Origin of the sequence: Paenibacillus sp. FSL H7-689, from assembly GCF_000517905.1 — a bacterium.
GTDB lineage: Bacteria > Bacillota > Bacilli > Paenibacillales > Paenibacillaceae > Paenibacillus > Paenibacillus amylolyticus.
Genome location: NZ_ASPU01000013.1, coordinates 64,176 through 89,456, shown reverse-complemented (window position 1 = coordinate 89,456; position 25,281 = coordinate 64,176). Strand labels below are relative to the sequence as shown.

General features: G+C 43.6%; 22 protein-coding genes, 1 pseudogene and 1 riboswitch. Of the genes and pseudogenes, 22 read left to right on the top strand and 1 reads right to left on the bottom strand.

What is annotated here, in order from left to right; all coding sequences use genetic code 11:
• Positions 1-126 precede the first annotated feature (126 nt).
• The 12 genes from C170_RS08090 (at position 127) to C170_RS08035 (ending at position 15,638) form a co-directional block, all read left to right on the top strand.
• Complete coding sequence (locus C170_RS08090) at positions 127-1,116, top strand: alpha/beta hydrolase (RefSeq protein ID WP_051447071.1); 990 nt, start codon at positions 127-129, stop codon at positions 1,114-1,116.
• Between the two features lie 232 nt (positions 1,117-1,348).
• Positions 1,349-2,269, top strand: a complete 921-nt coding sequence (locus C170_RS08085) for an alpha/beta fold hydrolase (protein ID WP_051447070.1) — start codon at positions 1,349-1,351, stop codon at positions 2,267-2,269.
• A 39-nt stretch (positions 2,270-2,308) separates the two neighbouring features.
• The gene (locus C170_RS08080) at positions 2,309-3,766 is read left to right on the top strand and encodes an alpha/beta hydrolase family protein (RefSeq protein ID WP_036608204.1); all 1,458 of its coding nucleotides are present in this window, start codon (positions 2,309-2,311) and stop codon (positions 3,764-3,766) included.
• A gap of 32 nt (positions 3,767-3,798) precedes the next feature.
• Complete coding sequence (locus C170_RS08075) at positions 3,799-5,886, top strand: serine hydrolase domain-containing protein (protein ID WP_036608202.1); 2,088 nt, start codon at positions 3,799-3,801, stop codon at positions 5,884-5,886.
• 162 nt (positions 5,887-6,048) lie between these two features.
• Positions 6,049-6,723 carry a response regulator transcription factor gene (locus C170_RS08070; protein ID WP_036608200.1) on the top strand — a complete coding sequence of 225 codons (675 nt, stop codon included), beginning with the start codon at positions 6,049-6,051 and terminating at the stop codon, positions 6,721-6,723.
• A complete protein-coding gene (locus C170_RS08065; protein WP_036608198.1) occupies positions 6,720-8,081 on the top strand; it encodes a sensor histidine kinase in 1,362 nt (453 codons plus the stop codon). The genes C170_RS08070 and C170_RS08065 overlap by 4 nt, the downstream gene beginning before the upstream one ends.
• Positions 8,082-8,275: 194 nt before the next feature.
• Complete coding sequence (locus C170_RS08060) at positions 8,276-10,402, top strand: serine hydrolase domain-containing protein (RefSeq protein ID WP_036608886.1); 2,127 nt, start codon at positions 8,276-8,278, stop codon at positions 10,400-10,402.
• A 57-nt stretch (positions 10,403-10,459) separates the two neighbouring features.
• Positions 10,460-11,401: an alpha/beta hydrolase gene (locus C170_RS08055; protein WP_036608196.1), complete on the top strand. Its 942-nt coding sequence runs from the start codon at positions 10,460-10,462 to the stop codon at positions 11,399-11,401.
• A gap of 175 nt (positions 11,402-11,576) precedes the next feature.
• Positions 11,577-11,951, top strand: coding sequence for a hypothetical protein (locus C170_RS08050; protein ID WP_235200730.1), 375 nt, complete (start codon positions 11,577-11,579; stop codon positions 11,949-11,951).
• A gap of 2 nt (positions 11,952-11,953) precedes the next feature.
• Positions 11,954-13,672: an ABC transporter ATP-binding protein gene (locus C170_RS08045; protein WP_036608195.1), complete on the top strand. Its 1,719-nt coding sequence runs from the start codon at positions 11,954-11,956 to the stop codon at positions 13,670-13,672.
• A gap of 467 nt (positions 13,673-14,139) precedes the next feature.
• Entirely contained in the window at positions 14,140-14,562 is a 423-nt protein-coding gene (locus C170_RS08040; RefSeq protein WP_036608194.1) for a MarR family winged helix-turn-helix transcriptional regulator, read from the top strand.
• Positions 14,559-15,638 (top strand): threonine aldolase family protein, encoded by a 1,080-nt coding sequence (locus C170_RS08035; protein WP_036608193.1) that lies wholly within the window; start codon positions 14,559-14,561, stop codon positions 15,636-15,638. The genes C170_RS08040 and C170_RS08035 overlap by 4 nt, the downstream gene beginning before the upstream one ends.
• 178 nt (positions 15,639-15,816) lie before the next feature.
• Here C170_RS08035 and C170_RS08030 read toward each other — a convergent pair.
• Positions 15,817-16,512 (bottom strand): annotated as a pseudogene (locus C170_RS08030) (AraC family transcriptional regulator N-terminal domain-containing protein); the annotation flags it as partial.
• Between the two features lie 477 nt (positions 16,513-16,989).
• Between C170_RS08030 and C170_RS08025 the strand changes: the two are divergent.
• The 10 genes from C170_RS08025 (at position 16,990) to C170_RS07980 (ending at position 25,280) form a co-directional block, all read left to right on the top strand.
• Positions 16,990-17,754: a class I SAM-dependent methyltransferase gene (locus tag C170_RS08025; RefSeq protein ID WP_036608192.1), complete on the top strand. Its 765-nt coding sequence runs from the start codon at positions 16,990-16,992 to the stop codon at positions 17,752-17,754.
• Between the two features lie 11 nt (positions 17,755-17,765).
• Entirely contained in the window at positions 17,766-18,395 is a 630-nt protein-coding gene (locus C170_RS08020; protein ID WP_036608191.1) for a pentapeptide repeat-containing protein, read from the top strand.
• A 70-nt stretch (positions 18,396-18,465) separates the two neighbouring features.
• A riboswitch (guanidine-I (ykkC/yxkD leader) is annotated at positions 18,466-18,566 on the top strand.
• A gap of 101 nt (positions 18,567-18,667) precedes the next feature.
• Complete coding sequence (locus tag C170_RS08015; protein WP_036608190.1) at positions 18,668-19,006, top strand: DMT family transporter; 339 nt, start codon at positions 18,668-18,670, stop codon at positions 19,004-19,006.
• On the top strand, positions 19,006-19,320 hold the full coding sequence (locus tag C170_RS08010; protein ID WP_036608188.1) for a DMT family transporter: 315 nt from the start codon (positions 19,006-19,008) through the stop codon (positions 19,318-19,320). Before C170_RS08015 ends, C170_RS08010 begins: the two co-directional genes overlap by 1 nt.
• A 117-nt stretch (positions 19,321-19,437) precedes the next feature.
• Complete coding sequence (locus C170_RS08005) at positions 19,438-20,844, top strand: DEAD/DEAH box helicase (RefSeq protein WP_036608186.1); 1,407 nt, start codon at positions 19,438-19,440, stop codon at positions 20,842-20,844.
• Positions 20,845-20,986: 142 nt separating this feature from the next.
• On the top strand, positions 20,987-21,340 hold the full coding sequence (locus tag C170_RS08000; RefSeq protein WP_036608184.1) for an MmcQ/YjbR family DNA-binding protein: 354 nt from the start codon (positions 20,987-20,989) through the stop codon (positions 21,338-21,340).
• A gap of 105 nt (positions 21,341-21,445) precedes the next feature.
• Positions 21,446-22,138: a hypothetical protein gene (locus tag C170_RS07995; RefSeq protein ID WP_036608182.1), complete on the top strand. Its 693-nt coding sequence runs from the start codon at positions 21,446-21,448 to the stop codon at positions 22,136-22,138.
• A 164-nt stretch (positions 22,139-22,302) separates the two neighbouring features.
• Positions 22,303-23,187 carry an alpha/beta hydrolase gene (locus C170_RS07990; protein WP_036608180.1) on the top strand — a complete coding sequence of 295 codons (885 nt, stop codon included), beginning with the start codon at positions 22,303-22,305 and terminating at the stop codon, positions 23,185-23,187.
• 229 nt (positions 23,188-23,416) lie between these two features.
• Entirely contained in the window at positions 23,417-24,574 is a 1,158-nt protein-coding gene (locus tag C170_RS07985) for a type III polyketide synthase (RefSeq protein ID WP_036608178.1), read from the top strand.
• Positions 24,561-25,280, top strand: a complete 720-nt coding sequence (locus C170_RS07980; protein WP_017688605.1) for a methyltransferase domain-containing protein — start codon at positions 24,561-24,563, stop codon at positions 25,278-25,280. The genes C170_RS07985 and C170_RS07980 overlap by 14 nt, the downstream gene beginning before the upstream one ends.
• Position 25,281 lies beyond the last annotated feature (1 nt).

Genomic DNA, 25,281 nt, shown 5'->3' with positions numbered 1-25,281 from the left:
TTACATAGGACATTTTTTTTTGCTTGTTCATACTCCGTTCATATTCCGGTCATGGGGAGTACATCTTTCTTGATTAGGATTTCTTAAGAGCCTGCCAGGCCAATATACAGATGAGGATAGGAGCAGATGAATGTGAATCAACAAGCAGACAGAGAAGTCCAGAGTAAGAGCAAAACCAAGAAAGTGTTAAACATTTTGTTTAAAGTACTTTGCGCAATCATTATAGCAATCTTACTTTTTGTAGCTATCGTATATACCGTCAATAAAATCAGCAGTTATTCGGAGCAAAAAAGAATGGAGTCGTATGGTCAACATGTATCCGTAGACGGAAAAAATATGAATGTGTTCATTCAAGGCGAAGGCGAGGAAACGATTGTGCTTCTGCCTGGTTTTGGAACAGCGGCACCAGCGCTTGATTTTAAGCCTCTCATCTCCGAGTTATCTCCATATTATAAAGTTGTCGTTGTTGAGCCCTTTGGTTACGGATTGAGTGATCAGACCAAAAAGGAACGCAGCACAGCAAATATCGTCAGTGAAATTCATGAAGCGTTACAGCGTCTACATATTGATCGGTATATCTTAATGGGTCATTCCATTTCGGGGATCTATAGTCTGGATTATGTGAACAAATATGCAGATGAAGTAAGTACATATGTCGGGCTGGACACCAGTGTTCCAGCGATTAGTGAACAGAAGGTTGAAGCATCAGAAATCGTACCGATTACATGGTACCGTAACTTGGGTTTCCCACGTTTGCAATTGAAAATGAGTGATGATCCATATGCTGGGCTACCGTATGATGAACAAACCAAAGAACAATTGAACATTTTGATACAAAAGAACATGTTTAATTCAACTCAATTAAACGAGATTGTAAGCATGTATTCCAATTTTAAAGCAGCTGAACAGTTAACGTTCCCAGTCGATCTCCCGGTTCTTTTCTTTGTTCAAAAGAATCATCCGGCAGTGGACAATTGGGTTCCCGAACACGAGAAGTTAATAGAGAACTCTATACATGGTGAAATGGTGCTGCTGGAAGCAAATCATTATTTATACCGTTCCCATGCCAAAGAAATCGCTGAAAAATTCAGGGGGTTTATGGGAGGAATTCAATAACTCCACTATCCATTAGAATAAGCGCCTGTTTCGTCACGTCATAACATTTCTTTACTTGTTCATATTCAGTTCATATTGACGTCACGGGCAGTACATTTTCATTGGATAAGATTTCATTAGTAGTAAAAAAGACAATCGAACTATCAGTTCAAGACAGGAGAAGATAACACTGACGACGCAGCCTGCGGAAAAGAAAACAAAGAATAGATCAAAGGCCAAAAAAGTGAGAAACATGATACTGAAAATAGTAGGAGCAATCGTAATCGCCATTATTCTATTTCTAGGTATTGTTTATATCACCAATGTGATCAGTAGTAATTCAGAGGCCAAGAAAATAGATTCCTATGGTCAGCATGTATCTGTAGACGGGAAAAATATGAATGTGCTCATTCAAGGCGAAGGCAAGGAAACGATTGTGCTTCTGCCTGGTTTTGGAACAGCAGCACCAGCGCTTGATTTTAAGCTGCTCATTGACGAACTATCACCATATTACAAAGTTGTGGCGGTTGAGCCATTCGGTTATGGATTAAGTGATGCTACTGAAAAAGAACGAACCACAGAGAATATCGTAAGTGAAGTTCATGAAGCTCTGCAGCAACTCGATATTCATCAGTACATGCTCATGGGTCACTCCATTGCAGGCATTTATGGCATTGATTATGTGAACAAATATCCGGATGAGGTCACGGCATTTGTCGGAATTGATAGCAGTGTTTCAACACAACCGGGTATGGATGCCAAATTACCTACTAAAACGTTCGCATTTCTTAAAAAATCAGGTCTCCAAAGATTGGTGGTCAAATTTAGTAGTGACCCCTATGCTGGACTCGCATTTGATGAACATACCGTAGAGCAGATGAACATGCTGTCGAATAAAAACTCGAACAGTTCCACGACTTTGAATGAGATGGACCATATTGCTTCCAATTTTAAAGGAGCCCAAGGTTTAACCTTTCCTAAAGACCTGCCACTTCTTCTCTTTGTACAAGCGAATAATGAAGGTGTAGAAGGATGGATACCGCTGCATGAAGGGCAGATCAAAGATTCAGTACATGGGAAAGTAATCACCATGGATGGCGAACATTACTTGCACCATACGTTATTCAAAGAAATAGCTGAAGATGTTAGAGCATTCATGAACGAAGCGAAATAATAATTCTGTAAAAGTCCGTGATGAGAGAGAGGAATTCAATTGAGATTATTTGAGATACTGTTAGTTCTATCCTGTTTCGCGTTACTCATAGACCTACTATTTATTAAAAGAAGTGCAAAGAAAATAGGTTTGGGTTTGGGTATAGGAAGTAGCGTTATATTATTAGTGCAATTGTTTGTTGAGGGATACAGATGGCAGTTGCTTTTGGTATATATCATGACGGCTCTATTCATAATCATCGTTTTATTCAGACATTCCGATAAGATGGCGAATCTTAAAATAGGGAAGTTCTTGAAATATAGTTTATCTTCCTTAATCGTTATTTTGCTTGTTGGTTCTACCGTCTTGTCTGTATACTTACCTGTTTTTAATCTGCCGAAGCTTGATGGTCCAGAGAAGGTGGGTACTCAAACATTTCATTTAACAGACCAGAACAGAGACGAAATCTTCACTGAAGATCAAAACGATAAGAGAGAACTAATGGTTCAAGTTTGGTACCCAACTGAAAACAGCAATAATAACAAGCGTGACACGCTGTTTCCAAAAGATAAAGAAATGTTCAAAAAGTATATTCAGAGCTTCTCTAATTCTTTAAAACTGCCCGAATTTTTGCTCGACTACTTGAAGTATAGTCAAACCAACTCTTATGAAAATGTAGAAATATTACCTTCTACAAGTCCTTATCCCGTGGTACTACTATCTCATGGTATGGGAACCAGTAGAGTTCTACATGTATCACAGGCCGAGAATCTGGCCAGTCATGGGTATATCGTGGTCACCATCGATCATACGTATAGCACCTTTGCTACTCTTTTTCCAGATGGCCGTGTAACGGATTATAAAAAAAGCACGACTACACTAGATGAACGTACAAAAACAGGGAGTATATGGACGAAAGATGTGGAGTTTGTAATCGATCAAATCGAAAAGCTGAATTCAGGTGCAATCGAAAGTCAGTTTAAAGGGAAAATCGATCTAGATCACATCGGCGCGATGGGGCATTCTTTTGGGGGTGCAACCGCGTTTAATGCAACGTATTTAGATCAGAGAATCAAGGCCGGGGTTAATATGGATGGGTCACTATATGAAGTGGAAAATAGAGATGATATAAACAAGCCGTTTATGTTCATCCGATCGGGAAGTTTTGAAGACTGGTTCGCCAACTTTGAAATAGATAGAAATTCGGATGATGAAGTAACTAAATCTCTTTCAGATGAGCTGCACATTATGAAAAATGTTATGAATCATGGGGGAAAAGTGATCTATGTAGAAGGAACCCAGCACTTCAATTTCACGGACCTTCAGTTCTATTCAGAGCTGGTTAAACTGTCCGGTATCACAGGAGATATCAATGGTAAAAGAGGATCAAACATCGTAAATCAATATGTACTCGATTTCTTTAACAAGCAACTGAAAGGAACGGGTGGAGATCTCATTCAGGGACCAAACGACTTGTATCCGGAGGTGAAATTTGTAGACCCAGAAGAAATCAAATAACCAAAACACTTAAAATTCAGGAGATGATGTGAATGGGACGACAAAAGGGAAAACGCACTTCAATCGCCGTGTTAACGCTGGCATTAACCATGTTAGCTCCAATGTCTGCAATGGCTGCGCCTACTACAAGTAGCAGTGATCATACGTATGAACCAACCAAGAAAACGGTGATGGAGAAAGCCAAGTTACTCACTGAGAAACATGGAATCACAAGCCTGCAATATGCCCTTATCGATGGTGGCGAGATTGTGGTGTCCGGTCAGACGGGCAAAAACGATAAAAACAACAAGGTGCCTCTTACGCCGGATACGATCTATGGCATAGGATCAACGAGTAAAATGTTCCTCACAGCTTCTGTTATGAAGTTAGTTGACGAAGGCAAGGTGGATTTGGATCTGCCTGTTGTGAACTATATACCTGATTTTCAGATGAAAGATCATCGCTACAAACAAATCACACCACGCATGCTGTTGAATCATTCTTCCGGTCTGCTGGGAGGCACGGGCAGTAATGCCACATTGTACGGGGATAATGATACGTACTCACATGATACGTTTCTGGACCAATTGGCAAGTCAAAACCTGAAGGCAGATCCCGGCGAGTTCTCGGTGTATAGTAACGATGGGTTTACGTTATCCGAGATTATGGTTGAACGTGTTAGCGGCATGAGTTTTACAGCTTTTATACACCAATATTTTACGGAACCTTTGGACATGAAACATACCAAAACACCACAGGATGTGGTTGACACGGCAGCAATGGCGGGAATCTATTCTCCTATGTATGAGGGTCAGCTTCCACAAGAGAATTATAATGTTATCGCTACTGGAGGCATTTATTCCACCGCTGAAGATCTTGCGAAGTTTTCACAAATCTTCACGGGAGAGGTCCAAGGCATTCTTACCGATAAGTCTGTAGAAGCCATGGCGCAAGAAGAATACAAAAAAGGCATGTGGCCAGAGGGTGGCGATACGTCTATATCTTACGGATTAGGGTGGGATAGTGTAAATCTGTACCCATTCAGTGAATATGGTATCAAGGCAGTAACAAAAGGTGGAGATACCATATCGTATCACTCATCATTAGTCGTACTGCCGGAATATAATCTGGCTGCAGCCGTTACCTCATCAGGTGGGACAAGTGCCAAAGATCAGTTCATTGCGAGTGAATTATTACTCAGCGCACTTGAGGAAAAGGGCATTATTACAGAACGGAAGCCGGAAAAATCGTTTGGTGTTCCAGTGAAGGCAGATATACCTAAAGAAATAGCCACGAATGCAGGTATATATGGCGGCAATAATTCAGTTAAGAAGATCGTAATGAATACTGCTGGACAAATGACTGTATCCACACCCGCAGCTCCAAGTGATCCGGTTCAAAAATACACCTATACAGCAGATGGTACTTTTGTTAACGATGAAGGCACGGAAAAGTTGAAATTTGTTAAGGAGAAGAATGGAAGGACTTATCTGTGGTATCGATCTTATATATCCTTACCAGGACTTGGACAATTGGCTTTCTCCGAATATAAAATGGAGAAGCTGGAAGCCAATGAATTATCCCAGGATATTACGGCCTCATGGGAGCAGCGTGAAGGTAAAAAATATTACCTGCTGAATGAGAAATATACATCAACGGTTTATCTCAATTCGGCACCAATTCTCCCTATTCATTTGGACAAAGAGACCCCTGGGTATGTATCCAATACTAAGATTGTTGGAGCAAACGAAGCAGTCACGGAGCTGCAAATCCCTGGCCTGGCTGGACGTGATACAAAGGAGATTTATTTTGCTAAAAAGAACGGAGTAGAGTACATTACAGCCGTTGGTAGCATATACGCCAGTGAGGAAATGGTACAACCGCTCTATTCGGGTAAACAATCTCTAGCAACGATTCAAGCAGACGGATATGCCAGATGGTTTTCGTTACCATCAACGGTGAAAGGAAAAGTCATGACGGTTAAAATGCCTGCAAATGGCGCCTTTGCCGTATATGATCAGAAGGGTATTTGTATTAATCACACCGTAGTCAGCGGTGAGAACGAGGTTGTTTTACCAGAAAACGGCCGCATTGTATTTGCAGGTGACGTGGATTCCACATTTGAAATTTCATTAAAATAGATGTTGTACCGTAGTTAGTTTTATGAAAGAAACTAAGAAAGCAGCCGATCAAAGTAATCGGCTGCTTTTGTTCAATTTAACTATAATTAGTTTGTCACTTCAGTTAGAATTCTTCGCTCTTGCTCAACTGAAGAATTATTCTTTTTTAGGAGAGTGGAAACGGTGCCTACGATATTAGTTGCTGACGACGATGCGAACATTCGCAAACTCGTCTGTTTATTTTTGCGCAACGACGGATTTACAACCATCAACGCCGTAGACGGAAAGGAAGCCCTGGCTATCTATACCTCCACGCCAGTCGATTTGGTTATTCTTGATATTATGATGCCAGTCATGGACGGTTGGGCATTATGCGAGGAACTTCGAAGAGCCAATCCGGATCTTCCGTTACTAATGTTGACGGCAAGAAACGAGACCTGGGAGAAAGTACAAGCATTTCAGCTTGGGACAGATGACTATATGACGAAGCCATTCGATCCGCTTGAGTTGATGGCTCGCGTCAAGGCACTGTTGAAACGATACCGTATAGGATTAACGCAGACCATCCAATTAGGAAACGTTATTCTGAACCGGCAGACTTATAAGGTCCTGAGGGGTACAGAGTCGTTCACCTTGCCGCTTAAAGAGTTCGAATTATTGTATAAACTTGCTGGATTACCGGGACAAGTCTATACGCGGGAGCAATTAATCGATCAAGTTTGGGGAATTAATTATACTGGCGATGATCGAACGATAGACGTGCATATTAAACGTCTACGCGAACGTTTCGCAGCTATCTCCGATTTTCGTATCGAAACGGTGCGGGGACTTGGCTACCGGCTAGAGGTGCAGGAGTGACCGGCTCCCTCTATACACGTGTAGTCCTGACCTTTCTGGTCTCCGTGATTGGGGGCACAATCCTTTCTTTTCTTGCTACAACCTGGATATTTCAAGATAAATTAAACGAAAACTTACAAGGCTCCTTGCTTGACTTTGGCCAGGATATCGTCCGCATCTACGAGACATTGCCGTTACATGAAGCAGAAATGTTTATAAGTGAAATGAAACAACTCAATTCCTATCACATTCGAATCTATAAAGCAACGGATCAATTCCAATCCTACGGAGAACTTAAAGAACAACATCCTTTCCCGGTGACGACGGAACAAGTGAAGAAAGTGCTGGATGGGGAAAGGGTCCAATTCAATGGGATCGATACGTTCTTCTTGGGATTGCCGATAAAAACTGAAATGGGAAGCAAAGCAATGTTTGTAGAGCCCCTCACTTCCTCTTCCACCTCATTTCTCATCAAGTTTGTTTTAACTTTTATGATTTGTTCGTTAATAGCAGGAAGCCTATTGATACTAATTGCGGCTATGTTTCTGGTGAGACCGATCAAAAAGCTGACAGAAGCGACCCGGCTTATAGCTGCCGGAGATTTCAATGTCAAGCTTAATATTAAACAAAAGGGTGAGATAGGTACTCTGGCTCGTAGTTTCGAAGAAATGATGCACGATCTAAAGCAGCTTGAGCATATGCGTAGGGAATTCGTAGCAAACGTGTCCCATGAAGTTCAGTCTCCGCTCACTTCCATTTCCGGTTTTGCTATAGCGCTCAAGCAGGTAGACCTCCCGGATGACGAAAGAAGCGATTATCTCGATATTATCATCACTGAAACTGCAAGAATGTCCAAAATAAGTGATAGTCTGCTAAAGCTGAGTTTGCTTGAATCTCAATCATTGCAAATGCGGCTCGCCACGCTCAGTCTGGATGAACAGATCAGACAAGTAATCGTCGCTATTCAACCCCAATGGTCGGCCCGTAACATTCAGTTTGATCTTGATTTGCAGCCCACCAAAATCACGGCTGATCATGACCAGTTAAATCAGGTGTGGATCAATATCTTCGGCAATGCCATCAAATTTTCCGAAGATGGTGCCCGAATTAACGTCACGATCAAACAGAATATCAAGAACGTGACGATCCGCATATCGGATTCGGGTATTGGTATTCTCCCGGAAGACCAAAAGCGTATATTTGACCGCTTCTTTAAAGCTGATCGTTCCCACAGTCAGAAATATGAAGGAAGCGGTATGGGACTAGCTATTGTAAAGCAGATCGTCTCGCTTCATCAAGGGGACATCCGGGTGGAGAGCGAATATGGACGAGGAACGACCTTCATAGTCATCTTGCCAATCACAACACCCACAGAGTGATTGGATTTCATGCCTTCTCAAAGCTATGACGCCCTGTATAAACCTCCTTGCGTATGATGATGCAAACTTTTTTTGCCTGTTCATCCTCCGTTCATGCTGCAGTCATTAGGGGGACATCTTGGTTTGTTATATTGTCTTTAGCGCCCACGTTAAGGTGGCTTAACACAATGATGAAGACAGGAGTAGATGCAAGAATGAAACCAAGAGAGGTAACAAAACTGAAGATAAGTGTGAGGGCAGCAAAAAAGAGAAATACTATAGCTGCTGTGACTCTCATGCTGACGATACTTGCCCCAATGTCTGCAATGGCCGCACCGGCTCCCATGAACAACAGCAACCTTACGTATGAGACAACAAAGAAAGCCGTGATCGAACAAGCCAAATTGCTGACCGAGACATATGGTACGACGAGTCTGCAATATGCGCTCATCGATGGTGGAGAGATTGTGGTGTCCGGTCAAACGGGCAAGAACGATATAAACGACAAGGTACCTCTTACTTCGAACACCGTCTATGGCATTGGTTCAACCAGTAAAATGATGCTTACAGCCGCTGTAATGAAGCTGGTTGACGAAGGCAAGATTGATTTGGATGCACCTGTTGTGAACTATATGCCTGACTTTACAATGAAAGATAACCGATACAAACAGATCACACCCCGTATGTTGCTGAATCATTCCTCTGGTCTTCTGGGCACCTCAACCAGCAATGCCACATTGTACGGAGATAATGACACGTATTCACATGATACGTTTCTGGAGCAATTGGCGAATCAAAACCTGAAAGCAGATCCCGGCGAATACTCAGTCTACAGCAACGATGGCTTTACGTTAGCCGAGATTCTGGTCGAAAGAGTGAGCGGCATCGGTTATACCGCATTTATACACAAGTATTTCACGGAGCCTTTGGATATGAAACATACCAAATCACCACAGGATGTGGTTAATCCGTCAGACATGGCGGCAATCTATTCCCCTTTTTATGAGGGACCACTTCCAAAAGAGAATTATAATATCATCGGTACTGGAGGTCTGTATTCCACCGCTGAAGATCTGGTCAAATTTTCAAGAATCTTCACGGGAGAAGTTGATGGTATTCTTTCCAGTAAGTCTGTCAAAGCTATGGCGCAAGAAGAGTATAAAAGAGGCATGTGGCCAGAGGATAGCGATACGCTGATGTCTTACGGGTTGGGGTGGGATAGTGTGAGCTTGTTCCCATTCAACGAATACGGCATTAAGGCCGTTATGAAAGGTGGAGATACTTTATCTTATCAGTCCTCATTAGTGGTACTCCCGGAATATAACATGGCTGCAGCCGTTATCTCTTCAGGCGGGTCAAGCTTAACCAATAATTTCATTGCGAATGAATTATTACTCAGCGCACTTGAGGAAAAGGACATCATTACAGAACGGAAGCCAGAAAAAACATTTGGCGTACCTGTGAAGGCCAATATGCCTAAGGAAGTCTCCAAGTATGCAGGTATATATGGCGGCAATAATTCGGTTATGAAGATCAAAATAAATAAGGCTGGACAAATGACAGTATCTTCACTTACTGCTCCGAGTAATCCGGCTCAAGAATACACCTATACAGCGGATGGTACTTTTGTTAATAACGAAGGTACAGACAAGTTGAAATTCGTTGTGGAGAAAAATGGGAAAACCTACTTGTGGTCACGATCTTATATATCCGTTCCAGGACTCGGACAGCTGGCTTTCTCAGAATATAATGGGGAGAAGCTTGAAGCCAATAAATTATCCAAGGAGATTAACGCCGCATGGGCAAAGCGCGATGGTAAAAAATATTATCTGGTGAATGAGAAATACACATCCATGGTCTATCTCAATGCTTCATCGATCCTGCCTATCCATATGAATAAAGAGAATCCAGGGTATATGTCCAATCATAAGATTATGGGAGCAAACGAAGCAGCCAATCTTTTGCAGATTCCGGGTACTGCCGGACGTGATACGATGGACATTCAATTCTCTAAAAAGAACGGTGGAGAGTATCTTACAGCCTTAGGTTATGTATACGCCAGTGAGGAACTGGTAAAACCCATCTATTCGGGTAAACAATCCGCCACAACCATTCAAGCAGATGGATATGCCAAATGGTTTTCGGTACCAGCTACTGCGAAAGGGAAAGTCATGACAGTGAAGATGCCTGCAAAGGGAGCCTTTGCCGTCTATGATCAGACCGGAATTTGTATTAATCACACCGTGGTCAGCGGTAACAATGATGTTGTTTTACCAGAAAACGGTCGTATTGTATTTGCAGGTGAGGCTGGTTCTCAATTTGAAATTACATTAAAAAAGTAAAATGAATAGCGTTTCAAACGGCTGTACAACAAACGAACTCAACGGGAGAACACCATCATGATGAAAAAAATATTAATCATTTTGCTCAAAATATTCGGAGCCATCGTTATCGCTTTTGCATTATTTATTGCCACTGTTTTTATTGTTAATGTATTTAGTAACAAATCAGAGGAAGGGAAAATAAAACCCTATGGTCAGTTTGTAGCAGTTGACGGGAAAAACATGAATGTGTTGATTCAAGGAAAAGGCAAAGAAACGGTGGTATTGCTTCCTGGATACGGAACACCTGCCCCAGCCCTTGATTTCAAACCGCTCATCGATGAGTTATCTCCATTTTACAAAGTTGTTGTCATTGAGCCTTTCGGTTATGGATTAAGTGATATTACTGAAAAAGAGCGTACCACTGAAAACATGGTTAGTGAAATTCATGAAGCGTTACAGCAACTTGGTATTCATAATTACACGCTCATGGCTCACTCCATTTCAGGGATATACGGCCTGGATTATGTGAACAAATATCCAAACGAAGTAAGTTCATTTGTCGGAATTGAGAGCAGTGTCCCAACGCAGGGAGGTAATGATGATCCATTTCCAACCGAAACGTACAAACTGCTTAAAAAATCAGGATTCTACCGATTGTTAATGAAACTGGCCCCTGATCAACTGATTGCACCCGATGTTGATGATGTGACCAGAGAACAAATTAGAATACTTTCACTCAAAAATACGTTTAATCCGAACAACCTGAATGAAGGTGAAAACTTTGGTCCTAATTTCAAAGCAGCTGAGAACCTGTCCTTCCCCAAAGATCTTCCTGTGATTTTCTTCTTACAAGCGAATGATACGGAAACAGAAGGCTGGATACCCTTGCATGAAGAGCAAGTCAAAGATTCTGTGCATGGAAAAGTGATGACATTTGAGGGAGAACATTATTTGCATCACACCCGATTCAAAGAAATGGTTCAAGAATATAGAAAGTTTATGAGTGAGATAAAATAGTGTCGCCAACAAAAGAAGTCGCGAAATTGCGGCTTTTTTCTGTTAGGGAGATGGTGAATATACATACTTCGTTATCTATTGGAAAATTTAGGTTGACACTTCTTTTTGTCACGTATACAATCGTATACATGAATATGTTGTATACATATGTATACACGTAATGGGGGTGGCACAAATGAGAGATCGTCCTATCGAAGAGATGGATGGAAGTGTACGTCAAGGTGAGCGTCCGAGACGCGATATGAGTGACAATGAGCAACGTGGTGAACGTTCCAGACGTGGAAGAGGTCATGGTGAACATGAGGGAAAACGGGGCCGTGGTGCGCAGACATTCCGTCGCGGCCGAATTCTTGTATTTCTGGAACAAATGCAGAATCGGAGAACAACGCTTGTCCGACAACTTGGACAGGAGGAGTATGAACATATTCGCCCGGTGATCAGTGGGGAGTTAAAAGCTATTGATCAGGTCATCGACGAGTATATCCATCTGTTCGAGCTGCAAAATGAAGATGTAAACCCCAATAAGGATCTGGAGAGTGAGAGTGAATAAGTATGATTCGTCGTTTTTTTTCGTATTATCGTCCCTATAAAAAACTGTTTTTGATTGATTTTGGATGCGCTGTACTCGCAGGCCTTCTGGAGTTGGCTTTCCCCCTTGCCGTCAGCAAATTCATTAATGAATTGTTGCCAGGTCAGGATTGGCCTCTCATTATGCTTGCCTGCGTCGTGCTGTTATCCATCTATGCACTTAATACTGTACTGAACTATGTAGTTACATATTGGGGACATATGCTGGGCATTAACATCGAGACCAACATGCGTGAGAAGATGTTCGCTCACTTGCAGAAGCTGTCCTTCCGTTTCTTCGATAATCGTAAAACAGGCCACTTAATTGGTCATCTTACGAATGATCTGAATGACATTGGCGAGGTTGCTCACCATGGACCTGAAGATGTATTCATCGCAGTAATGACATTAATCGGATCGTTCTGGCTGATGGCTAACATTAATCTGGAGCTTGCGTTGCTTACCTTTATCATTATCCCAATTATGGCTTGGGTCATTATCGTATTTGGTGGCCGGATGACAAAGACGTATCGGCGACTTTTCGGAGACGTCGGCAATTTCAATGCACGCATTGAAGATAACGTCGGTGGCATGCGTGTTGTGCAATCGTTCGCCAACGAAGAACATGAGAAAGAACTTTTTGCGGTGGACAATCAGAATTTCCGTAAAACCAAACTGCTTGCCTACAAAACGATGGCGAAAAGTATCTCGGTCAGTTATATGATGATGCGACTGGTTACGGTGTTTGTCATGATCAGCGGGGCTTGGTTTTATATCGATGGCAGAATCAATATGGGTGACTTTATGGCCTTCCTGCTTCTGTCTAATATCTTCTTCCGCCCGATTGAGAAAATCAATGCCGTCATAGAAAGTTATCCAAAGGGTATCGCTGGTTTCAAGCGATATCTGGAGATCATTGACACGGAACCTGAAATTGCGGATAGCAAAAACGCCGTTGAATTCGAAAGTGTGAAGGGGGATATTCGCTTTGAGAACGTCTCTTTTGGATATGAATCCAGTCGGCGTATTCTGAGTGATATCAGTCTGTCTGTTAGACCAGGGGAAACTGTTGCTTTTGTTGGTCCTTCGGGTGCAGGCAAAACGACCATCTGCAGCCTGCTGCCACGATTTTATGAGGTAGAAGAGGGACGTATCACTGTGGATGAAATTGACATTCGTAACGTTAAGCTTCAATCCTTGCGCAAGCATATCGGAATCGTTCAACAAGATGTATTTTTGTTCTCGGGGACCATTAAGGAGAATATTGCTTATGGTGATTTGAGTGCAACGGATGAACAAATCTGGGATGCAGCCCGTCGTGCCTCGTTGGAGGAACTGATTCTCACGTTGCCTGATGGCATGGATACGGTCATTGGCGAACGTGGAGTCAAGCTATCCGGAGGACAGAAGCAGCGGTTATCCATTGCTCGTATGTTCTTGAAAAATCCACCTATTCTTATTCTGGATGAGGCAACCTCTGCGCTGGACACAGAAACGGAAGCACTGATCCAGCAATCACTTGCTGAATTGTCGGTGGGCAGAACAACACTTGTAATTGCACACAGACTGACAACTATCAAGAATGCAGATCGAATCATCGTAGTAAACACAGATGGTATCGCTGAGCAGGGCAACCACGAGGAATTGGTCGCCGCTGGAGGCATATATAGTCGTCTTCATCAGGTGCAATATAGCCACTCTTAATCCATATAAATTGAACAAAAAATATTTACACTAGATACTCCGATGACAGAACAACCTTCCGATCGCTGTTATCCCCAGATTTTTTGATTCCTCTTATCTAAAGAGGAAATCCGGGGATAGTGTATGCTTCCGATGTAGCTTTCTTGCAGAAAGCTTGTAGGCGAATGCTTCGCTTCTTCAGGTTATTTCTGTCCTCTCCGTTTTGTGTAAATGTTTAGTTCAATTTATATAGGAACTTAAGCAGCTGACTAAGTATCTGGATCGAGTATCTAAAACAAGTAAACCTTGCCGCGCATATGCGCGGCTTTTTTTATTGATTGGATATTAAAAATGAAGTTATAAAATGCTGTGCAAAAGATAATGTTGACAACGTCCACTAACGTGATTATTATAATGTTGACAATGTCCACTAAAAAGGAGGGTTTGACATCGACTCTCAGTACATAAATCCAGATATACTCGCTGACATGCGACGTTTTAACCGTTTTTATACCAACATACTTGGTGTACTCGATAAGCATATTCTCGGAACAGGGTATTCGTTTGCAGAAGTGCGGGTCATTATTGAGATTGGAATTCGGGGAGAGAGCATTGCGAACAATCTGGTAGATACACTGACCATTGATCGCAGTTATATGAGCCGAATTGTGAACAAGCTGTCCAAGGAAGGACTGTTGGTGAAAGTGGATTCTGCTGCCGACAGCCGGGTCAGTCTGATTCGTCTGACAGCCAAGGGTGAGGAACTGTATGCCCAATTGAATGATCGATCCGATCAACAGATCCTGAAATTAATACAAGACCTCAATGAAGAAGAGATTCAAGAGGTATACACCTCCATGATGAACATACAAGAGAAGTTGAACAAGAAGGCAGGAGAGACAACACGATGATACGATTTGAATGTGATTATAACGAAGGTGCGCATGAACGAATTTTACAAAGACTGATGGAAACCAATATGGAACAGACGAGCGGGTATGGCACGGATGAGCATTGCGAACGGGCGAGAATGCTTATTCGTCAGGCATGTGACAATGAGCAAGCTGATGTTCATTTCCTGGTTGGTGGTACACAGACAAATACAACGGTGATTGCCTCTATTTTGCGTCCATATCAAGGTGTGATTGCTGCGTCCTCGGGACACATTGCGGTTCATGAAACCGGAGCTATTGAAGCTACGGGACATAAGGTACTCACAGTTCCAAGCGAGGACGGAAAGATCACGCCTGAGCAGGTTAGAGCAGTCTACGATGCGCACATGAATGAGTCGTCGCCGGAACACTGTGTTCAACCAGGAATGGTCTACATATCCCAACCAACGGAGAATGGAACGATGTACAGCAAGGCAGAACTGCAAGCATTGCATACAGTGAGCAGAGCATGTGGTCTTCCGTTTTTCGTGGATGGAGCACGTCTTGGATATGCACTCGCTTCACGCGCTTGCGATATGACACTTGCTGATCTTGCACGCTTGTGTGATGTGTTTTACATCGGGGGAACCAAGATTGGCGCATTGATGGGAGAAGCGGTTGTTATCCTGAATGATGCACTGAAACCGGATTTTCGTTATATGATCAAACAAAAAGGTGGCCTGCTTGCCAAAGGCAGATTGCTAGGAATCCAATTCGAAACGTTGTTCGAAGACGGTCTGTACCTCGATATTTCTCGCCATGCCATAGATATGGCCTTGAGAATTCATGACTCACTTGAACAGCAGGGGGTACGCTTCCTGTACGATTCACCAACCAACCAGCAGTTTCCGATTCTGCCTGATCGTTTGCTTGAGAAATTACGCAGCGGTTATACGTTCACCTTCTGGGAAAAGGTTGACGATACACACAGTGCGGTGCGCTTCTGTACCAGCTGGGCAACGCAACAGGAGAATGTGGATGCACTGACTCGTGACATCACTCAATTATTGCACGAAGAGATCCACGTGCCAGAACGGGTCGAAGCATTGGTCTAATCTTGTCCAAAAATGAAGGAGAACAGTTCCGATTTCCTTCACATAAATACGAGTAATTTGAAAATTCCAAAAGATATTACGCAGAATTTTGATACTGAAAAAAGGACAACTCATTGTGGTTGTCCTTTTTTGGTTTGCCTTTTGTGTGATAGTTGTGAGATAGAGAGTACATACTCGGTTACTCACTCAAGGCCATGTCATATTTCTCTTTCAGCCGTCGGATATCGGCTCTTGGCGGCGCACCGAACATGCGTGCATATTCGCGGCTAAATTGAGAAGCACTCTCGTAACCAACCCGGAACGCTACATCTGCCGCGTCAGCAGATTCGGCCATCAGAAGTCGCCGGGCTTCCTGTAATCTTAATTGTTTCTGGAATTGTAATGGGCTCATAGCTGTGATCTCTTTGAAGTGACGATGGAATGAAGAGACGCTCATGCTCGCGGTCTCAGCCAGATCTTCAATGCGAAAAGGCTGTTCCCAATGATGAACGATGTACTCAATCGCTTCTCTGATCCGATAAGTGTTGCTACCTTCAACCGCAATCTGCGCCAGTTCTCCTCCGTAAGGCCCTTGAAGGAGACGGAACAGGATTTCTTTAACGTACAACGGAGCCAGAAACGGAATCTCTCCTGGCGTATCCAGCAATCGAACAAGTCGGAGTACAGCATCCTGAATGGACGATTCCATCTGACTTACAAACATGGCTCGTCTGGCGTTTTCGTTGAATGTTACCTTGATATTACATTCGTTAAGTACTTCGAGAATTTGGTTCGGTGTGAATTCGAGCTTAAGACTTAAGTAGGGTGCATCTGCGGATGCCTTGATAATCTGCCCGATGACCGGGAGATTCATGGAAGCAATCAGGTAATTGGAAGAGGGCCTGAGAGGATCAGGCAATCAATTAAGACGATTGATATACCGCTTGCAGCCCATGACTCGGCATACTAAGAGTATGTTAACAGAGCCAAGCGATTAAAGTTTATTTGAAAAGTTGGGTGAACAAGGTGATAAAGTGGTTATCAAACCATGTGAGGCAAATATTAATTGACAGGCTCGAATCACAAATTAAGTATGAAGAAAATTCCGTACATCGAGAGATATACTTCACATGCTGGTTAGAGCTAGTTACCGAAGAGGTCGAGACAACATCCATTCACAGAACAAATTCAAAGAGAGTGTGATATATGGAATATGTGGGCTAACAAAATCTCAGTTGATCCGAATTCTTAATGTAAAAGTCGCCATTCGGCGGCTTTTTTTATAGTGATCTAATGAGTGAATTGACAATTCCTTTATATTAAAGTTATTATAGATACATTAGATCCTTAATTGAGAAGGAGATTATATTCTATGAATAACGGACATTCATCCGGTCAAACGAACGAATCGTGGAGTGGTCATTCCGCTCCTTTTGCTACGTTACAGGGCACACCTATCTTATCATTGCTCCAGCCATCCCAAGGTGAACGTATTCTTGATGTGGGTTGTGGTAATGGGGATCTGACAGCGAAAATCGCAGCCGCAGGTGCGCTGACAAAAGGTATAGATTTTTCAGAAGAGACGATTAGGCAAGCTAAACAGAAATACCCTGATATGAATATTCAAGTAGCAAATGCTTGTCATTATCGGACAGAAGAACCGTTTGATGCGGTCTTCTCTCATGCCGTTCTGCATTGGATAAAGGATGCTCCAGCTGTAGTACAATCAATACAGTTAGCGCTCAAGAGGGGCGGGCGATTCGTGGCTGAGTTTGCTGCAAATGGCAACACGGCTATATTAATTACAGCGGTACAGGAAGAACTGGATGCCCGTGGATACAAATGGGAAGGACGGAATCCGTGGTATCACCCGACCATTGGCGAATATGCTAATCTTCTGGAGCAACACGGATTTCGAGTTAGTCTGGCTCAGCATGTGGATCAATTTACCCCGTTCAAGCCAGGTGCCAGAAAGTGGTTGACCAGCTTCGCGGAGTATTTATTCAGTGGTATCACAGCTGCGGAACAGGATGTTATTATGGAAGCAGTTGAGAAAAAAGTACAGCCACAACTGATGCGGGATGGACAGTGGTATCTGGACAGAAGCCGACTGCGAGTTGTAGCTATTAAGGAATAGGGGAATACGGGATGAAAATGGACAAACCCAAGATTCAGGAGCAGTTGCTCGAACCGGAAACGATTGCATTCCTGGAATCCAAAGTGGAGTACAAACACAAACTGATCGAGAACATTACATTGGATCAACAGGAAGCGAGTAAGGTTTCCTTTGAAAGTGTTGTATTTAGACATGTGACAATCTCGGAGTCTAACTTGGAACAATTTGAATTCACCGATGTCCGGTTTGAACACTGCGACTTCTCCAATGTCAATCTCTCAAGTGCCTTCATGCACCGGATCGAATGGCATAACTGCAAGTTTGTCGGAACGGATTTTTCCAATAGCCGATTGCAAAATGTCAGTTTCCTTCATGGTCTAGGCGACTACAGCAATTTCCGTTTTGCCCATCTGAAACAGGTCTCCTTCTCGGAATGTACCTTGATTGGTGCGGACTTTGCCTATCTGGCACTGCAAAAAATGGAGTTCAGTCAATGTAACATCGACCAAGCATCCCTAACGGGGACCAAAATGAAAGATTTGGATCTTAGCGATTGCGAATTTGACTCCTTGGTGCTGACCATGGAAGATCTCAACGGTTGTGTGATTTCACCACATCAAGCCGCCACATTTGTAGGATTAATGGGTTTGATTATCAAATAAAGGGCATGATCACATTTACGGGGTTGCCAAGATAGTGGAAGTGTGTATAATTGGAGTCACATTAGAATAAAAACAGGTTTTCTAGGGTTCCGCGATGTATGTGTCGGTCTGGTCCGAGAGAAAACCCGCAACCTGTTGGTTGTGCCACGGAGGGATAAAAGCCTGGGAGATGAACTGCTACATGCAGTTTGTTTCCCGGGCTTTTTTTGTTTTTTCGCTAATGTACCTTACGGGTTGTACAAAAAATGTAGTAGAGAAGGAGTGTTACAGGAATGAATAAAACGTGGATGTCGGTTGTGATTGCTGCGTTGTTTGAAGTAGGTTGGGTCATTGGATTGAAACATGCTAGTGGTCTGCTGGAATGGGGGTTTACGTTGGTTGCAATTATCATTAGTTTCTCCTTGATGATTGCAGCTTCGCGTACACTGCCTGTGGGAACCGTATATGCCGTATTTGTTGGCCTGGGTACCGCTGGCACGGTACTTGCAGAGATTGTTCTGTTTAATGCGACTGTTCAAACCGGAAAAATGGTACTCATTGGTGTACTTTTACTTGGCGTGATTGGTCTTAAAATGCTGAGCAAAGAGAAGAATAAGGAGGTGCAGCTATAATGAACTGGGTATTTCTTATCTTGGCAGGTATATTTGAGATGATCGGAGTGCTGATGATAAACAAGTTGCACAAAGACCGTAATCTCATTTCACTGGTTCTATTGGTAGGCGGGTTTGGTTTAAGCTTCCTGTTCCTGTCCATTGCAATGGAAACTCTTCCGATGGGGACAGCATATGCCGTATGGACGGGAATCGGGGCCTCCGGTGGTGCCATTCTGGGCATGGTGTTTTATCGAGAACCTCGAAATGCCCTTCGAATTCTGTTTATCGCTATGGTGCTCGGATCGGCAGTTGGTCTTAAATTGGTCAGTTAAACAAAGTGATTTTAAAAAGATAATGTACAAATTACGTTTTTAATGGTATCCTTATACGTTACGTGTGAAATAAAAGATGCGTCATATTGATAGATGTGCGTAAATGAAGGAGACAACATGACATTTAAGGACTTAAATATTATCCCCTCTATTATGGAAGGGTTAAGCAAAGCAAACTATACTAATCCTACCCCTATACAGGAACAGGCCATACCAGCTGTATTAGCTGGCAGAGATCTGCTGGGATGTGCACAGACAGGAACAGGCAAGACGGCAGCATTTTCAGTGCCGATCATTCAATTATTAAGCGAAAGATCCAAAGGGCAAGGATCGAAGTCCGCACGACATATTCGCTCATTAATTTTGACACCAACACGAGAACTGGCGATTCAGATCGCGGATAACATCAAGGTATATAGCCGGTATACGGACATTCGTTGTACGGCAATCGTTGGCGGCGTTTCGCAAAAAGTGCAAGAGCGTGCGTTGAATCAAGGTGCAGATATTATTATCGCGACACCTGGCAGATTGAACGATCTGATTAACCAGAAACGTATTGATCTGAAGATGGTTGAGATTCTCGTTTTGGATGAAGCAGACCGGATGTTGGACATGGGCTTCATTCATGACGTGAAAAGAATCATTGCCAAAATGCCGAACAAAAAGCAGACGCTGTTCTTCTCAGCTACGATGCCTCCTGAAATCACCAAAATGGTTAAAACCCTGCTGGTTGATCCAGTCAAAGTAGAAATCACACCGGTATCTTCAACGGTAGACCGCATTGAGCAGTCTATTTATTTGTTGGAGAACGGCAAGAAGCAACATATGTTGAACCAAATTTTGGAGGATAAATCCATCGTCACGGCATTGGTGTTCACACGCACGAAGCGCGGCGCTGACCGGGTTACACGTGATTTGGCCAAAGCGAATGTTACGGCACAGGCTATTCATGGCAACAAGTCTCAGAACGAGAGACAACGGGCACTGAACAACTTCAAGAGTGGTGCAACACGTGTATTAGTTGCGACGGATATCGCGGCAAGAGGAATTGACGTAGAGGAACTTTCACATGTCATTAACTTTAACCTGCCTAACATTCCGGAAACGTATGTTCACCGTATTGGACGTACAGGGCGAGCTGGCAAAAGCGGGATGGCCATATCGTTCTGCGAGAAGGATGAACTTCCATTCCTGAAGGATATCGAGAAAGTAATCAAAAAGACGATTCCTGAAGTGAAAGGTCATCCGTATCCAATGACAGGTGTACCTGTGTTTGATAAAACCAGCAAAGCATCAGGCAGTAAACCTTCGTTCAACAAATCGGCTGCAGGCAAACCGGCGAAGTCCAAAGCTAACCCGGCACGCAAGCCCAAATCCGAATGGTTTGCCAAGAGTGGTAAATCAAACAGTAGTCGTTCAAACGACGGTAGACCCAATAGCAGTAGATCAAACAGCAGTAGCAGTAAATCTAACCATGGCTCATTCAGCCGCAGCAGCAAAACTAGGAATGATAGAGCCAATTAAGATCTAAATAAATCCAGATAAAACCTTCTCCATTCATTTGGAGGAGGTTTTATTATGTGCTTTTATGTGTAACGAGCTTATTTACATACGAACTTACATTCGGTATCATTATATCGTCTACTGGTGAAAGGGAGGTACTGACTTGAAGGATACGATGATTGAATACAGTTTGAGCAAGAAAGGTGCGACCAAGGATTATCCATTTGGGCCTGATCCAGTCGCGATTAAGGTTGCGGGTAAGATGTTCGCGCTTATTTTTGAAAACAAAGAAAAGAACTGTCGTTTAAACTTAAAATGTGACCCCATTATTGCAGAGAACCTGAGAGAGCAGCATGAAGCAGTTCAACCGGGATATCATATGAACAAAAAACACTGGAATACCATTACGCTGGATGGTTCATTGTCCGATGAAGATGTCTATGTCATGATCGATCACTCGTATGATATGGTTGTCAAATCCCTTCCAAAAAGCGTTCGGGAGTCTTTGGCCGAATGAGGAGAACATATACCACTTTCTCTACACCTCATTCATCATGTTATTGACATTTAAGAGGTAGGTGAAAAGGCTAATGGTCTGCTTCTCTAACAGAATGAATATCCTATGAAAATGAAGACATATTTGAAGTCCATTTGGTTCCATTACCTTGGAAATAAACAAGATCGAACGGCCTTGTTTAATGTGGCTTCCCTTGTTATCAATGCGGTAACAGGGATAGGCAAGTTAATCCTGGGCATATATCTGCTTTCGGGATGGTTCATTACAAATGCTGTATATTATCTGATTCTGTGTGTGGCAAAAGGACAAGTGCTCCATAAATATACAGTTACCAAGAGAATGGACTCTCCCGAAGAAAGATATAGATTAGAACTTACGGTATATAAGCGCGGAGGTCTGTTCCTGTGTTTACTAGGCGTGTCCTATTCGATGGTCTGCCTGCGAATGTATCTAATCGGCGATGCCTTCATATATGAGGGTAACATCGTGTATATCGTATCTACAGTTGCTTTTACCAAGCTGGTTTTTGCCGTGTATGGTACCTGGGCGAACCGTCATCTCCATAACCCGATCATATCTACATTGAAAATGATTAACTTCACCGATGCGATGGTATCCATCGTGGTGACCCAAGCGACGTTACTTACCATGCAAGGCTCACCTCTTGCATTAAAAACCAGTAGCTTGTTTGGCATGGGGTGCAGCGTTTTATTTTGTTTGATGGGGGTCTGGATGATGTTCCACAAAAAAAAGGAAACAAGCACGGACCCAAACCAATCTCCTGGCACTGAATGTTAACATTGAAGCATTAAGAGCAGGGGAAGGTAATTTTGGTTGACGTTTCAGCATGTTGATCAATACATATCAAATGATTTGCACATGACGGAATAGACAAGTGTCATCTATACTTAAAGTGACAACGGAAGAAGGCGTATTGGCAATCCACTAAAGGAGTGATATCTATGGATCAACAACAACAACTGGCAATGGTACAACGTATGCGTCAAAATGTCGTCGGTACAGGTGCAGCTCTTCAACCCAGTTCCACGTATGCGGTCACAGTAAAAGAAGTCATGATTCCTACAACTAAAGGGGATACACGTGTACTTGTGTATACACCGGATAGGGACCATTCCGCGCCTCTGCCGGTCTTCTTTAATATGCATGGGGGTGGTTTCATCTTGGGACAAGCAGAGATGGATGATCCATGGTGTCGCTTGATCGCTGATCGATCTGATTGTGTGGTCGTTAATATCGATTACAGTCTTGCACCAGAGCACAAGTTCCCAACGGCGGTCCATGAATGTTACGACGTTGTACAGTGGGTCCACGCCAATCCGGAATCCTTCTCGGTTAACCCGTCTCTATTCGCTATTGGGGGGCATAGTGCTGGTGGTAATCTTGCAGCAGCAGTGTGTTTACTGAATCAGCAACGAGGTAGCAAGTTGCCGATTGTTCTGCAAATTATGGATTATGCCGTGTTGGATGTGGCTACAGATCCGGCCGAGAAACCGAGTTTTGCAGAAGCCATTCCAGCCGATATCGCCAGAACGTTCAATGCCATGTACCTTGATACGCCAGAAGATGCGCATGACCCGTTGGCTTCACCTTTGCTTGCAACATCAGTAGAGGGACTCCCAGAAGCATTGATCATTACCGCGGAGAAAGATTCACTGGCCCAAGAAGCAAGAACATATGCAGCAAGGCTGGAAGCAAGCGGTGTGAAGGTGACACTTAAGGAGTACGAGGGAGCCGCTCATGGATTTACGATTTCTGGGGATCTCCAGATGGCTGAGGATGCCTGGTACCGAATGAGTGACAAGATCAGAGAAGCATTTTCCAAATAACGTGTATCAGAATGACGCTTAGTAGGAATCTGGTTACCTTGAAGCCGCCTAATGGCGGCTTTTTTCGTTCATTGGTGTGATTGCTTCAATGGCTTGGCGAAACCAAGCTTCTGAGCTTGCGGATGTGTTAATAAACTAGATTAGGAGCCTTATTGAGATTATAACGATATCGTTAAGGGTAAGAGTTGTTAAATTAGAGGAAATAATGACCAATACCAGGAGGTTTATTATGAACCAATATAACAGTCCATCCGATATCGCGATTCTTGGCATGGGGACGGCTCTACCTGCTCACTCCGTAGCGCAGTCAGATATTGCAGAATTAATCGCTTCTTCTCTTCAGGATCGGCCAGATTTGGCCCGTTTTGCCAAGCGAATATTCAAGTCCTGTGGTGTTGAAACACGATATACCGTGGAACCGAGCTATCTGGGTTCACTGGAAGAATGCCGTTATCTGCCCTCTGGTGAGCGATCAGACATCCCGACAACCGAAGAACGAATGAATACATACAAGCGAGAGGCGCTTCCACTCGGGATTGAGGCGGCAGAGAAAGCCCTGGAAGATTCAGGCGTATCTCCAAAGAGCATCACACATATCATCACGGTCAGCTGCACCGGTCAGTATCTGCCGGGTCTTGATGTTATGCTCATCCGTCATTTGGGTTTGTCTGCCCGAGTTAATCGACTGCCGCTGATCTTTCAGGGGTGTGCCGCAGGGTTGAAAGCCATTCAGATGGCACGAGATGTCGTGCAGGGAGCTCCCGGATCACAGGTCCTTGTGGTCTGTGTAGAGTTGTGCACCATTCATTTTCAGCCTGTACAAGATCGGGAAGCGCTGTTTGCAGCTTCATTCTTCGGAGACGCTGCTTCTTCTTGTGTGGTGGGCACACCAGAACCTCAGCACAAGAATTATTTGAGTCTGGGAACGGGTTATTCTGTGCTTCTTCCGGCTTCGACTGAAGATATGACCTGGGAGGTGGGGAATCTGGGGTATGACCTGTATCTATCCCCACGTATTCCGAAGCTGTTAGGTGTTCATCTGGAAGAGGAACTGCGTCTTTTATTACAAAGTGAACCGCTGCCTGAACTGTGGGCCATTCATCCGGGAGGACGTGGGATCGTGGACTCTGTGCAGAATGTAATGAAGTTGCGAGACGAGCAAACGAAGTATAGCAGGGATGTCCTCAGAACGTATGGTAACTTATCTTCCAATACCATTCTGTTTGTACTGAACGCGATGCGTGAGGACATGAAGGTACAGGGTCAATCCTCCACAGATGGTGTAGCCATGGCATTTGGACCGGGACTCACCGCAGAGTTGATGAAATTCACTTATGTACCCTCATTATCTTCAGTGATGGAGGAGCACGATCATGTCCTTTTTTAGAACATTGTCCATTCGAGCCAAGGAAGATGAACTGATGGATGATTTCTCTCTGGGAGGGGAGGAGCTGCGTGAAGCGCTTAGACATCTGAGACGTCTTAACAAAATATTTGCAGCACCTGGCCCAACTCTGGCTGGTGTAGAGAAGTTGTGGAACTCTGTCGGCAGGCCGGATAAGCTGACTCTACTGGATGTGGGGGCAGGTTCAGGAGATGTGAACCAGAAACTACTGCAATGGGCAGATCGTCAGGGCATTCAGTTGGAAATTACGCTGGTTGATCTGACGGAAGAAGCGTGTGAGGAAGCGAGACAACTATTCCGTGACGAACCCCGAGTCCGGGTACAACGTGCCGATCTTACACAACTGCCGGATGCTTCAGCAGATATTGTGACAGGTTCCCAGTTCGTGCATCATTTTGACGGAGATCAGCTGGTTGATATGGTTTCTCATATGCTGCGAGCATCCAGATACGGTGTCGTCATTAATGATATTCACCGCCACCCCGTATCCTATAAGGCGGTCTGGATTACTACACGGATGATCTCGCGCAATCGGTACATTCGTCATGATGGGCCTCTTTCCGTAGCCAAAGGTTTTACAGGGAGGGATTGGAAGGAACTTAAACAACGGCTCAATCATGATACGATGACTTATGAATGGAAGCCTTTGTTCCGTTACTCTGTTGTTATTCCCACGAAAGGCAGGTGAA